General features: G+C 61.7%; 10 protein-coding genes. All 10 read left to right on the plus strand.

Annotated features, from left to right (window positions below; translation table 11 throughout):
- Nucleotide 1 precedes the first annotated feature (1 nt).
- From tssF to tssA, 10 genes are read left to right on the plus strand one after another with little or no spacing between them, the layout of a single operon-like run.
- Nucleotides 2-1,768 carry a type VI secretion system baseplate subunit TssF gene (gene tssF / locus EH206_RS04935; RefSeq protein WP_009111711.1) on the plus strand — a complete coding sequence of 589 codons (1,767 nt, stop codon included), beginning with the start codon at nt 2-4 and terminating at the stop codon, nt 1,766-1,768.
- The gene (tssG, locus tag EH206_RS04940; protein WP_009111712.1) at nt 1,732-2,730 is read left to right on the plus strand and encodes a type VI secretion system baseplate subunit TssG; all 999 of its coding nucleotides are present in this window, start codon (nt 1,732-1,734) and stop codon (nt 2,728-2,730) included. Before tssF ends, tssG begins: the two co-directional genes overlap by 37 nt.
- 2 nt (nt 2,731-2,732) lie before the next feature.
- Nucleotides 2,733-3,953, plus strand: coding sequence for a type VI secretion system-associated FHA domain protein TagH (gene tagH / locus EH206_RS04945; protein WP_009111713.1), 1,221 nt, complete (start codon nt 2,733-2,735; stop codon nt 3,951-3,953).
- The gene (gene tssJ, locus EH206_RS04950) at nt 3,953-4,474 is read left to right on the plus strand and encodes a type VI secretion system lipoprotein TssJ (protein ID WP_009111714.1); all 522 of its coding nucleotides are present in this window, start codon (nt 3,953-3,955) and stop codon (nt 4,472-4,474) included. Before tagH ends, tssJ begins: the two co-directional genes overlap by 1 nt.
- Before the next feature lie 2 nt (nt 4,475-4,476).
- A complete protein-coding gene (tssK, locus tag EH206_RS04955; protein WP_009111715.1) occupies nt 4,477-5,817 on the plus strand; it encodes a type VI secretion system baseplate subunit TssK in 1,341 nt (446 codons plus the stop codon).
- 12 nt (nt 5,818-5,829) lie between these two features.
- Nucleotides 5,830-6,606, plus strand: coding sequence for a type IVB secretion system protein IcmH/DotU (icmH, locus tag EH206_RS04960; protein ID WP_009111716.1), 777 nt, complete (start codon nt 5,830-5,832; stop codon nt 6,604-6,606).
- Between the two features lie 14 nt (nt 6,607-6,620).
- Complete coding sequence (tssH, locus tag EH206_RS04965) at nt 6,621-9,221, plus strand: type VI secretion system ATPase TssH (RefSeq protein WP_009111717.1); 2,601 nt, start codon at nt 6,621-6,623, stop codon at nt 9,219-9,221.
- A gap of 2 nt (nt 9,222-9,223) precedes the next feature.
- Nucleotides 9,224-10,762 (plus strand): sigma-54 interaction domain-containing protein, encoded by a 1,539-nt coding sequence (locus EH206_RS04970; RefSeq protein WP_009111718.1) that lies wholly within the window; start codon nt 9,224-9,226, stop codon nt 10,760-10,762.
- A complete protein-coding gene (gene vasI / locus EH206_RS04975) occupies nt 10,762-11,325 on the plus strand; it encodes a type VI secretion system-associated protein VasI (RefSeq protein ID WP_009111719.1) in 564 nt (187 codons plus the stop codon). The genes EH206_RS04970 and vasI overlap by 1 nt, the downstream gene beginning before the upstream one ends.
- Before the next feature lie 11 nt (nt 11,326-11,336).
- Entirely contained in the window at nt 11,337-12,755 is a 1,419-nt protein-coding gene (gene tssA / locus EH206_RS04980) for a type VI secretion system protein TssA (RefSeq protein ID WP_009111720.1), read from the plus strand.
- Nucleotides 12,756-12,776: the final 21 nt, after the last annotated feature.

A 12,776-nucleotide genomic window follows, 5' to 3' on the forward strand; every position in this document is an offset into this window, starting at 1 on the left:
TATGCCACTGGAACATTTTTTCCGCGATGAACTGACCTATTTGCGCCTGCAAGGGCGCGAATTCGCCAGAGCGCACCCTGAGCTGACTCGATTTTTGTCGGAACAGACCACCGATCCGGACGTTGAGCGGCTGCTGGAAGGGTTCGCCTTTTTGACCGGGAGCCTGCGGGCGAAGATCGAGGATGAATTTCCGGAACTGACGCACGGCCTGCTGGGCATGCTGTGGCCCAACTACCTGCGTCCGGTGCCGAGTATGACGATTATGCAGTTTTCGGTGCTGCCCGGCGCCATTGTTCAGCCCGCGTTTGTCGCTCGCGGCTGCGAGCTGGATAGTCTGCCGGTTGACGAGGTGGTGTGCCATTTTCAGACCTGTCACGATGCCTGGATCTATCCGGCGGATATCCGGCGGATCAATGTACAAAGCGGTAACGATCTCTCGACCATTACGCTGGATATCGGGCTGCACGGCCCGCTGTCGCTGGGTTCCCTGCAACTCGACAAGCTGCGTTTCTATCTCGGCGGCGATACCTACACCGCCTACGAACTGTATTTCTGGATCGCCAGCCAGCTGTCGCACATTGAGCTGGAAGTGGCGGGTAAACGCTTCCGCCAGGAGGCCGGCGTGCTGAAAACGGTCGGGTTCGAGCGTGAGGATGCGCTGCTGCCGTATCCCGGCAACGTTTACTCGGGCTACCGCATTTTGCAGGAGTATTTTTGTTTTCCCGAAAGCTTCCTGTTCTTTCAACTTTCCGGCGCGGCATGGCCTGATTTGCCGTTGACGGTAACCGACTTTCGCCTTCATTTCTGTTTTGACCGGCCGCTGCCGGCAGAGCTGAAAATTCGGCCGGATTCGTTCATGCTCAACTGCGTTCCGGCCATCAATCTATTTCGTCATGACGGCGAGCCGATCAATCTTAATGGCCGTCAGACCGACTATCCGTTGAAAGCCAGTTACCGTCATGCCGAGGGGTTTGAGATTTTTTCCGTTGATAAGGTGGAAGGCTGGGTGGAGGGGAGTGCGGGGCGGTCACGCGGTATTCCGCGCGTCTACCAGCCCTTCGAAAGCTTCCAGCATCAGATTGAGCGGGCGAAAGGACGGCTGGCGCTTTATTACCGCATCCGGGTACGAGAGGCCGTCAGCGGGGACGGTTTTGAACACCTGCTCTCCTTTGTGCGCGGAGATGAACGCGAGGTGATTGAGCTGGACGAGTCCATTTCCGTCACCATGACCTGCACCAACCGTTCCCGCGCCGCGCAGTTGCCCGTCGGGGCGATCTGCGTGCCGACGGGGAGCTCTCCGTCATTCGCCACCTTCCGCAACCTGACCCGGCCGACGCGCCCGCTGCGGCCGGCGATGGACGGCAGCCTGCACTGGACGCTGATTTCCAACCTGTCGTTGAACTATGTTTCCCTGCTGCGCCGCGATGCGCTGGTGCAGATTTTACGTACCTACGATTTCCCGGCCTTGCATGACAAGCAAGCGGAGCAGGCGTCGCGCAAACGGCTGGCGGGCATCGAGTCCATCGAGACGACGCCCATTGACCGGCTGGTGCGGGGGATGCCGGTTCGCGGTTTGAAATCGGTGCTGTCGGTGCGGCAGTCCGCCTTCTCAAGTGAAGGCGAACTGTATCTGTTCAGTACGGTGCTGGCGCATTTCTTCTCGCTGTACGCCAGCGTCAACGCTTTCCACCTGCTGGAGGTGGTCAACATCGATAACAAGGAGCGCTACCGATGGCCGGTGCAGATAGGTCAACACTCGATGATGTGACGTTCCGGCGGGATGCCTCCCGCTTCAACTTTTTCCAACTGGTGGAGCTGCTTAATCAGCTGGAAGGGGTCGATCTGGAGCAGGCGCTGGATTTTCATCCCGATCGGGAGCGTTTGCGTTTCCGCTCGACGGCCTCGATAGGTTTTCATCCCGGCGATGTGCTGCGGGTGGGGAATGACGGCGAGGGGCGGCAGGAGCTGGAAGTCGCCTTTCTGGGGCTGCACGGCAGCCAGTCGCCGATGCCTGGTTATTACCTGGAGGAACTGGCCTGGGAGTACGCGCAGGGCGAGCAAAAACTGGGCGTCTTTCTCGATTTTTTTCATCATCGCCTGCTGACGCTGCTGCACCGCGCCTGGCGTAAATATCGTTATCACGTTCGTTTTCAGAATGAGGGGGAAGATGGTTTCTCCCGGCTGATGTTTGCCCTGGTGGGATTGGGGAACGACGCGGTACGCGACAGCCTGCCGGTCAATCGCGCCAAGATGCTTTCCTATGCCGGCCTGCTGGCCAGCCCCAGCCGCTCCCCGGAAGTGGTGGCGGGACTGGTGAGCCACTGCTTCGACCTGGACGACGTGGCGGTCATTGCCTGGCAGCACCGTCGGGTGCCGATCCATACGGGGCAACAGAACCGTCTGGGCGGCGCCAATATGGCGCTGGGCGGGGATTTTGTCATCGGCGACAAGGTGAATGACTGCGCAGGTAAATTCCTGCTTAAGGTGGGCGATCTCAGTTTTAGCCGTTTCCTCGGCTTTTTGCCTAATGGCGAGCACTTTCAGCCGCTGGTCCGTTTCGTCTCGTTCATCCTGCGCGACCAGCTGGCCTGGGATCTACGCCTCGGTTTTGCCGCCGGCGAGGCGCAAGGTTTGAGTCTGGGAAGCGAGCAGAGCGGCTGTCTGGGATGGAGCAGTTTTCTCGGCCAGCCACCGGCCGACCCCTATGTAACGATTTGTGTGCAGGAGTAATTGTGAACGTGACCAATCCCCTTACGCTGGTTGTTCTCAACAGTGAACAACTGGATATCAACTCTCAGGTGCAGCATCAGTTTGATCAGCGCGGCGGCACGCTGGGCGCGTCGGAAAACGATCGCTGGCAACTGCGGGACCGGCTTGGCGCCGTGCTGCCGCAACATGCGCGCATTGAAATGCTGGATGGCCGTTTCTGCCTGTGTGATCTGAGCGGGCAGTCGTTTATCAACGGGGCGCTGTCGCCGATTGGGCGGGAGCGGAAGGTCATGCTTTCGCACGGCGATGAACTGACGATCGGTCCTTTTCGGCTGGGGGTTTATTTCGGCGATCCGGCTACGGAGCCGGATATCGATCAGGTTTTGGGGCAACGCCCCGACGATATGCTGGGCGGGTGGCTGAGCGAAGAGGAAAACGGCCGGCCCGCCGCAAACGCCGCCACGCAGGCGGTACTCAACGACCCGCTGTGGGCGCTGCAACAGGAGCAGCGCCACGCTCTGCTGACGTCAGACAATGAACCGGCGGATGAGCCGCTGTCGACATCGCTTTCTTCTCTTTCTGCCGCTGAGGACAACATGGATCAAAAATTTGTGGAATTACCGACCATTGCCGGCTCGCACGCGGCGCCGGGTCAGGACGGCTACCTCGACAGCGCCGCGCTGGCTCCGCTGATGCGCGGTCTGGGGATCTCGCTTCAGGCCGGGGATGAAGCGCGGCTGCGCGAAGTGCTGGAAGACATGGGGAAAAGCCTGCGGGCGGTGGTGGAAGGTTTACTGGCGCTGCAAACCGGGCAGGCGGCGCTGGCGGATACCCATCTGCGCCCGATTGAGGATAACCCGCTGCGCCTGGGGCTGGATTATGCGGATACGCTGTCGCTGCTGTTCGCCGAAGATAAAAGCCCGGTACATCTCTCCGCGCCGGCGGCGGTGGAAGAAGCGCTGAATAACGTGCGCGTGCATCATCTGGCGAATCAACAGGCTATCGCCGTGGCGCTGGAAAGCATTCTTCAGGCGTTTTCTCCGGCGGCGTTGCTCAATCGCTTTGAGCACTATCGCCGCAGCGGCGAGCTGCAGGCCGCCGATGATGGCTGGGCGTGGCGAATGTATCAGCACTATTACCGGGAACTGACTTCGCCGCGCCAGCAAGGTTTTCAGAAGCTGTTCCACCAGGTGTACGCCCAGGCGTACGACCACGCGGTGCGCCGGCAACAGGAGCCGCAATAATGCTTAGGGGCCTGTGGCTATGCGTCCTGATATTGCTGCTGCCGGGGTGTACCACGCTGGGCAAGATGGCCAAGGTGGCGGCGAACCCGGATATCCAGGTCGGCAGCAACGATCGCCAGCCTTCCACGGTGGGGTTCAGTCTGCTGGCGGAGCCGGACGCCAATCCCAATGAAAGCGGGGAAGCCGCGCCCGTCGAATTTCAACTGGTGATGCTGGCGGAGGATTCCCGCCTGCTGGCCACCGACTACGACCAGGTGACGACGGATATCGAAAAGGCGTTAGCCAAAAACTACCTCAGCCATCAGGACTACACGTTGTTGCCGGGGCAGTTCAAATATCTGCCGCCGGAGGCGCTGGATGAAAACGTCCGTTACCTCGGGGTGATCGCCCGTTATGCCGACCCGGAGAGCGCCGAGTGGCGCAAGGTGATCAAGCTGAAAAACACCGGACGAACCTACCAGATCCTGGTGCATTTGCGCCGGGATGAAGTTGAAATCAAAAAAGACCAAGAAGAAGAATAATTATGTCGAGCCGAAATCGGGTTATCTGGCGGGAAGGGCTGTTTATCAAGCCGCAACACTTTCAGCAGCAGCAAAGACATACGGACTATGCGCTTCATGCCCGTCTCAGCGCGCTTAGCGACTATTTCTACGGCTTGCAGTCGCTGGCGATCAATGAGGAGTACCTCAATTTTGGCCGTATTGCGTTGGACCACGCCACCGGGGTGATGCCGGACGGCACGGTGTTCAATATTCCCGGCGACGATGCGTTGCCGCAGCCGCTGGAAATCACCGATGTGGCGCTGGCAAACCAGAAAGTCTATCTGGCCCTGCCGCTGGCGGTGAACGGCGTGAGCGAAGTCGGGCAAGCGGGGCAAGGTATCGCCAGTCGTTTGCAGTCGCAGCGGCATGATGTGCGCGACCTGCACAGCGAAGGCGGCGATGTGGTGTCGATGGAGGTAGGCAAAGTCAGTTTGCGGCTGATGCTCGATCGTGAGGATCGCAGCGCCTACGCCTCGCTGGCGATCGCCAACATTCTGGATAAGCGGCCGGACGGCGGGCTGGTGCTGGATGCCAACTTTATGCCGTGCAGCATCAGCGTGACGGCGATTGCCACCCTGAAGCGTTTTCTGGGGGAGTCCGCCGGGCTGGTCGCCGAGCGGGCCCGCAGTCTGGCCCAGCGTATTGCGGCGCCGGGACAGCAGGGCGTGGCGGATGTGGCCGAGTTTATGATGCTGCAACTGCTCAATCGCGCGCAGCCCAAACTTTCCCATCTGGCGCGCCTGGGCACGCTGCATCCCGAGAGGCTGCACGAAGCGCTGGTGGAGCTGTGTGGCGAACTGATGACGTTTACCGATGAATCACGGCTGCCGCCGGAGTTTCCGGCTTATCGGCATGAACACCAGCAGGCCAGTTTTGAGCCGCTGATGATGGCGCTGCGCCAGGCGCTGAGCACGGTACTGTCGCCGCGCGCCGTCTCCATCCAACTGAAGAAACAGGCTTATGGCGTGATGGTCGCCATGGTCGGCGATGCCGAACTGATGACCGGCGCCGAGTTCGTGCTGGCGGTTCGGGCGCGCATGCCGCAGGAGCACCTGCGTAAACAGCTGTTGCAGCAAACCAAGATTGCCTCCAGCGACAAGATTCGCGAACTGATCAGCCTGCAGTTGCCCGGCGTACCGCTGTTGCCGCTGCCGGTCGCGCCGCGCCAACTGCCTTATCACGCCGGCTACAGCTATTTCCAGCTCGATCGTCAAAGCCCGGCCTGGAGAACGCTGGTGTCCGGCAACACGCTGGCATTCCATATCGCCGGCGAGTTCCCGGAGCTGGATATGCAGCTCTGGGCTATCCGCAGCCAGTCGTAACGGGAGGAAGAGATGAGCATCGAGGTGATTAAAAACGATCGGCTGGGCGACCTGCTTTACGACCACGCCCGGCAGCTGGATATGGATTCCGACTACTGGTTCCGTCTGCGCGGGCACAGCATCAACCCGATGATAGATGCGGTGACGCCGCTGTTGGGCATGGTGAACCGGGTACGTCAGCTGTCCGCCTATGAGGACGTGGCGGATCTCTATCAGCGAGTGGTATCGGAAATTCAGGCGATTGAGCAGGAATTGCATTCCCATGGTTATGACAATGGCGTGATCCTGTCGTTCCGCTACATCCTTTGCACCTTTATTGATGAAGCCGTGATGGAGCGGGAATGGGGCGGCCAGAGCATGTGGTCGGCGCATTCGCTGTTAACCCGTTTCCACAACGAAACCTGGGGCGGGGAGAAGGTTTTTGTGTTGCTGGAGAAGCTGTTGGAGGACCCGGCGCGCTACCGCGACATTCTGGAGTTTATCTATCTGTGCCTGTGTCTGGGCTTTGAAGGACGCTACCGGGTGATGACGCAGGGGCATGAAGAGCTGGAGCGCGTGGTGCGCCGCCTGCACGGCACGCTGCGTCCTGAACCCGCTAATCCGCCGGTGGCGTTCCATCTCAATCTGGGCCGGCAGGCCGCGCGCTACCAACTGCGCCGACAGCTTTCGCTGCGCAGCCTGTTTATCGGCATGTGCGCGGTATTGGCCGCCGCATTCGGCCTGTATCGCTACCAGCTTACCCATCAGACCCAGGACGTACTGCGTCAACTGGGCGAATTATTACAATAACAGGAGCCTATCCCATGATTCGAATTGAACTGCCGACGCTGGTTGAGCGACTCAACCCGGTGTGCCGCCATATGCTGGAAGAGGCGGCGGCGCTCTGTATTCAATGTCAGGGGGCGGAAATCCGTATTGAACACCTGTTGCTGAAAATGCTGGAGACGCCGCTCAGCGACGTGCGGCAGATCCTGAAACGCGCCGGGGTGGAGATCGACGAGCTCTCTTCGCTGCTGCCGCCCTCCGCGGTGGACAAAGGTTTTGAGGCGGGTTATCCGGCGTTTTCCCCCCTGCTGGTGGAATGGCTGCAAGACAGCTGGCTGCTGGCTTCCGCCGAATTTCAACACCCGCGCCTGCGCAGCGGCGTGCTGCTGCTGGTATTGCTGATGACGCCGAACCGCTATTTATCGGCCCCGGCATCACGCCCGCTGGCGCAAATCAATCGCGAACTGCTGCGCCAGCAGTTTGACGAGTGGGTGAAAGATTCGGTGGAAACCGAGACGGCGCTCGCCCAGCCGGCCGCGCAAGATCAAGCCGCCGCGATCGGCACCCAGCTTTCCCGCTATACCCAGAACGTGACCGAAGCCGCGCGCCAGGGGCAGCTCGATCCGGTGCTGTGCCGCGACCATGAAATCGATCTGATGATCGATATTCTCTCCCGCCGCCGTAAAAATAATCCGATTGTGGTCGGCGAGGCCGGCGTCGGCAAAAGTGCGCTGATTGAGGGGCTGGCGCTGCGCATCGTCGCCGGCCTGGTGCCGGAAAGGCTGCGCGAGGTGGAACTGCTGACGCTTGATTTGGGGGCGATGCAGGCCGGCGCGTCGGTCAAGGGGGAGTTTGAAAAGCGCTTCAAAGGCGTGATGCAGGAAGTGAAGAGCGCGCCCCGTCCGGTGATCCTGTTTATTGATGAGGCGCATACCCTGATCGGCGCCGGTAATCAGGCCGGCGGGCTGGATGTTTCCAATTTGCTCAAGCCGGCGCTGGCGCGCGGGGAGTTGCGAACTATTGCCGCGACAACCTGGAGCGAATACAAAAAATATGTGGAAAAAGACGCGGCGCTGTCCCGTCGTTTCCAACTGGTCAAGGTCGGGGAGCCGAACGCGGAAGAGGCGACGGTCATTCTGCGCGGGCTGCGCGGCATTTATGAAAAGGCGCACGGCGTACTGATCGATGAAGAGGCGCTTCAGGCGGCGGCGCAACTCTCCGCCCGCTATATTTCCGGTCGCCAGTTACCCGATAAGGCGATTGACGTGCTGGACACCGCCAGCGCCCGGGTGGCGATCAATCTGACGACGCCGCCGCGCGCGGTCAGCCAGTTGCAGACCCGTTTACGCCAGCAGGAGATGGAAATCGTTCAGCTTGAACGTCAGGGTCGTATCGGGCTGGGGGAGACGGCGGAAAGGCTGGCGGCGCTGCGCGGCGAGCGTGAGGCGGGCGCGGCGGAATTAGCGCGCCTGGAAGCGGACTGGCAACAGCAGCAAACGCAGGTACGGCGGGTAATTGAACTGCGTACCGCATTGCTGGACGACCAACGGCCTGATGATTTTGATGTCGCCGCGGCGGCCGCGGAACTGGCCGCCTGCGAGCGGCAGCTGGAATCGCTCCAGCAGTCGGCGGTGCTGGTGTCTCCCCACGTGGATAAAAGCCAGATTGCGGCGGTGATTGCCGAGTGGACGGGCGTGCCGCTGAAGCGGATTTCTCAGGGGGAGATGGACGTGGTCACCCACCTGCCGTCCTACCTGGGCGAAACCATCAAAGGCCAGACGCTGGCGATTGCGCACCTGCACAAACACCTGCTGACCGCGCGGGCGGATCTGCGTCGTCCCGGTCGTCCGCTGGGGGCTTTCCTGCTGGTGGGACCGAGCGGCGTCGGCAAAACCGAAACCGTGGTGCAGATTGCCGACCTGATGTTCGGCGGCCGTAACTATCTGACCACCATCAATATGTCCGAATATCAGGAAAAACATACGCTATCGCGCCTGATCGGTTCGCCGCCGGGCTACGTCGGCTTCGGCGAGGGCGGCGTACTGACTGAAGCCATCCGTCAGAAACCTTATTCGGTGGTACTGCTGGACGAGGTGGAAAAGGCGCATCCCGACGTGCTCAACCTGTTTTATCAGGCGTTTGACAAAGGCGAGCTGGCGGATGGCGAAGGCCGGGTCATCGACTGCCGCAACGTGGTGTTTTTCCTCACCTCCAACCTAGGCTTCCAGACTATCGTCAGCTATGCCGGGCATCAGCAGGCGCTGCTCGATGCGCTCTATCCGGAGCTGGCGGCGTTTTTCAAACCCGCGCTGCTGGCCCGAATGGAGGTGATCCCTTACCTGCCGCTGGATCACGACACCATGGTGGCCATCGTGCAGGGCAAACTCTCCCGCCTGGTTTCTCTGCTGCAGCAGCGCTTCGGCGCCGAGGTGGTTATTGACGACGCGGTGCCGGAGGAGATTCTGCGCCTGGCCAACCGGAGTGAAAACGGCGCGCGGATGCTGGAGTCGGTTATCGACGGCGCGCTATTGCCGCCGGTATCGCTCCAGCTGCTGCAACGCATGGCGTCTGGGCAGCCGGTCGGTCGTATTCATTTCCGCGTAGCAGAAGGCCAGTTCCAGACCGAGGTGGAGGGCTGAGTATGCAATATGCCCTCGAACTGGCGCTGACGCTCACCCGCCAGCGTGATGAGCCCGGTCTGTGCGACTGGCTGCTCGATACGCTGCAACATGCCTGGCGGCCGCAGGGGATATTGCTGGGCATGGTGGATGTCAGCGGTCGTCAATTGACCTGCCTTGGACGGGTGCATAACGCGCCGGTCGCGCTGGAGTTGGGGGTGGATGATTTCAGCCATCCCTTGGCTTATGCGCTGCATAAAAATCAGGTGCGCACCTGGGATTCGCTGTATGGCGGCGCCCGAATCGAACATCGCGAATTTCGCCGCATTCTGGCGGCGGCGGGAACCGCCTGCGGGCTGCACGCATTGCCGCTGCTGGCGGACGACGGCAAACCGCTGGCGGTTCTGGCGCTGCTGGACACGCCGGATCGGCTGCGGGACGTGCATCAAAGCGGCGACTGCGCGCGTCTGGCGCAGGTGTTTTGCCGCCAGCTCACGTTGCTGCGCGATTTGGGGCGTATCCGGCGGGAGCAGACCGCGCTGCGGCATTCGCTGCGCCAGATTAAAGATGAAGGCGCATACCGGCGCGAACGGGAAAAGCGGGTCGAGGAAACGCTGATTGGCCAGTCTGTGGTCATCAGGGAACTGCATCAGCAGATTTACCAGGCGGCCGGTCACCGGCTTGCGGTGCTGATTCAGGGGGAAACCGGTTCGGGCAAGGAGGTGGTGGCGCGTTTGCTGCACCAGTGCTCCGACCGTGCGGAGAAGCCGTTTGTCGCCATTAATTGCGCGGCCATCCCGGATAATCTGATCGAAAGCGAACTGTTCGGTTATCAGAAAGGGGCGTTTTCCGGCGCGCAAAGCAACAAGGTCGGGCTGGTGGCGCAGGCTAACGGCGGCACGCTGTTTCTGGATGAAGTGGGCGACATGCCGCAGCCTATGCAGGCCAAGCTCTTGCGGGTGCTGGAAAACCACAGCTTCCGGCCGTTGGGGGCCGACAAGGAAAATCATTCCGATTTCAGAATTATCGCCGCCACGCATCAGCCGCTGGAACAGCGGGTTGCCGAGGGCGTTTTTCGTCAGGACCTCTATCACCGGCTTTGTCAGTGTCTGTTGCTGGTGGCGCCGCTGCGCGAACGTCCGGATGATATCCGCCTGTTATGTGAGCACTTTATCGATCAGTTTGCCCGCCAGCAGCAGAAAAGCGTGGGATCTTTGCAGCGGACTTTCCTCAAACAGCTGGTGGGCTATGACTTTCCCGGCAACGTGCGGGAACTCAGAAATCTGCTGGAGGTGGCCTGCGCCCATACGCCGGACGGCGAATCCCTGGGCCTGGCTTCCTTACCGCCGGAGCTGCGCGAGCGCATCGGCGGCGGACCGGCGGCGGCCAACGATGATTTTCAGCATATTCACGATTTGCGTATCGCCACGCAGCAATATGAAGCCGCGGTTATTGAGGCGCGCCTGCGCCAGTTTCAGGGCAACCGTCTGCTGGTGGCGGAGAGTCTCAATATTGCTAAACGTACGCTCGATCACAAATGCCAGAAGCTGGAGGTGAACTGATGTTCCTGACGATGGTTCCTCTGCTGCTGGCGGCGACAGGCTCGCCCGATCCCGCCTGGCAGCGACTGTGGGAGCAGTGCCGCGCTGAAACCTCGCCGGCGCTCCGGCTGGCCTGCTATGACGCCCTGAGCCGGGAGGCCGGGCGTTCCGGCGTCATTTCTCCGCCCGACGGCAAGGCGGCGACGGCGGGCGGCGCCTTCCAGCTCGGACGTGAGGCCGGCAGCGGCGACCTGACGCTGACGCGCCTCCTGGCGGACGGCAATGTGCTGGTGATCGGCTGCGCCAGCAATATCACCCATGTAAGGCTGACCCTCGGGCGGCCATGGGCGGGGGAAACCGTCTCGGCCCTGTTGGACGGCGTGACGGCGTCGGACAACTGGTTTGTGCGCAATCGCGGTTTGCTGCTGGAGTTTAGCCGCGGCCTGCCGGCCATTGAAGCCCTAAAACGTTGGGTCGGCCACCGTGAACTGGCGTTGAGCGACGCGCAGGGTAATGCGTTGCGCATTGACCTCGCGGGGCTGGGCGAGGCGCTGACGCCGCTGCGTCAGCAGTGCCGGTGGTAGGGGGAATAACCATGCATGCGCATCCCTGGTGTAAACGCCTGCTGACGCCGCTGCCCGACGAGGCGCTGCGCGCCGCCGTGGCGGCGGACGATCCGCTGTGGGAGAAGGTGGAAACCGAACTGGTGAAGCTCGGTTCGCTGGCTCACAGCCAGGTGGATCTCAATGCGGTGGCCGGCCACTGCCTGACGCTGTTGGAAAGCAGCACCAAAGATATGCGGGTGTTGGTTCAGCTGCTGCGCTGTTTGCAGCATCCGGCCAAAGCCACGCCCTTCGCCACCGCGCTGATGCTGCTGGATAGCTGGCTGGCGGCCTACTGGGAACAGGCCTGGCCGGCCAGCCCGCTGCAGAAGCAGAGGTTGATGCAACAAATCGTCCGGCGTTTCGAGAGCGTTATGCCGCGCACGGCGGAGAGCGCTTCAGGTGCGGAACTGAACCAGCTGCAGCAACTGGCGGAGCAGTTGGCGCATCGCTGGCGCCATCTGGCGGCGGACAAGGCCGCGCTGACCGACGAACTGCTACAGGGAATCAACCGCGCCCGGCAGCGCCACCAGGCGCAGGAGCAGGCGGAACGGGCCGCCAAATCCTCTTCCGCCGGCCGTGGCGGGGCGGCGGAAATAGCCAGCGCCGGCAGCGAGGCGGCATCGTCGCCGGCCGGCGCGCTGGAGGTGAATACTTCCGATGAGCGTAGCTGGCGGCAGACCCAGCTGAATGTGGCGGCGGTGCTGGTGGAGCGTCAGCCGGATGCCCCGGTGGGTTATCGCTTGCGCCGTCACGCCGTCTGGTCGGGCATCACTACGCCGCCCATCGCTTCGCGCGGTAATAAAACGCAGTTGGCCCCGGTCTCGCCCGATCGGGCGGATGAATATTACAGCGCGCTGGGGCAAGCGGATTTGGCGCTGTGGGAACGCATTGAGCAAAGCCTGATGCTGGCTCCCTACTGGTTTGACGGTCACATGCTGTCGGCCGCCGTCGCGACCCGGCTGGGGCATGCGCCGGTCGCCGGCGCCATCGCGGAAGAACTGTCGGCCTTTCTCAACCGCCTGCCGGAGCTGCGCGAACTGACCTTCAGCGATGGCTCGCCATTTCTGACGGCCAAATGCAATCAGTGGCTGAGCTCGCTTCCGGCGGCGCGCGGGGGAAGCGAACGGCAGGGCGATCTGGCGACGGAGGCCGCCGCCTGCCGGAGCGAACAGGGAATGGCGGCGGCGCTGGCGTTGCTGGATGAGCGCATGCGCAGCCTGAAGGAGCCTCGCGAGCGTTTTTATGCCGAACTGGTGCTGGCGGATTTGCTGGCCGAGGACGGCATGAAAGCGCTGGCGGCGCAGCACTATCAACGCCTGTGGCAGGAAAGCCAGCAACTGGGCCTGATGCAGTGGGAACCGGGAATGGTCGACCGTTTGCAACGGCTGGCCGCTTCCCGCAAAAAATAAGACATTCGGAGTGAATGGTCA

The organism is Brenneria nigrifluens DSM 30175 = ATCC 13028 (genome assembly GCF_005484965.1).
GTDB lineage: Bacteria > Pseudomonadota > Gammaproteobacteria > Enterobacterales > Enterobacteriaceae > Brenneria > Brenneria nigrifluens.

What these genes read in the sequence shown, in the direction of transcription:
- tssG (WP_009111712.1), top strand. Translation starts at nt 1,732, where the DNA reads ATGGCCGGTGCAGATAGGTCAACACTCGATGATGTGACGTTCCGGCGG.
- tssJ (WP_009111714.1), top strand. Translation starts at nt 3,953, where the DNA reads ATGCTTAGGGGCCTGTGGCTATGCGTCCTGATATTGCTGCTGCCGGGG.
- vasI (WP_009111719.1), top strand. Translation starts at nt 10,762, where the DNA reads ATGTTCCTGACGATGGTTCCTCTGCTGCTGGCGGCGACAGGCTCGCCC.
- EH206_RS04970 (WP_009111718.1), top strand. Translation starts at nt 9,224, where the DNA reads ATGCAATATGCCCTCGAACTGGCGCTGACGCTCACCCGCCAGCGTGAT.
- tssH (WP_009111717.1), top strand. Translation starts at nt 6,621, where the DNA reads ATGATTCGAATTGAACTGCCGACGCTGGTTGAGCGACTCAACCCGGTG.
- icmH (WP_009111716.1), top strand. Translation starts at nt 5,830, where the DNA reads ATGAGCATCGAGGTGATTAAAAACGATCGGCTGGGCGACCTGCTTTAC.
- tssK (WP_009111715.1), top strand. Translation starts at nt 4,477, where the DNA reads ATGTCGAGCCGAAATCGGGTTATCTGGCGGGAAGGGCTGTTTATCAAG.
- tssF (WP_009111711.1), top strand. Translation starts at nt 2, where the DNA reads ATGCCACTGGAACATTTTTTCCGCGATGAACTGACCTATTTGCGCCTG.
- tssA (WP_009111720.1), top strand. Translation starts at nt 11,337, where the DNA reads ATGCATGCGCATCCCTGGTGTAAACGCCTGCTGACGCCGCTGCCCGAC.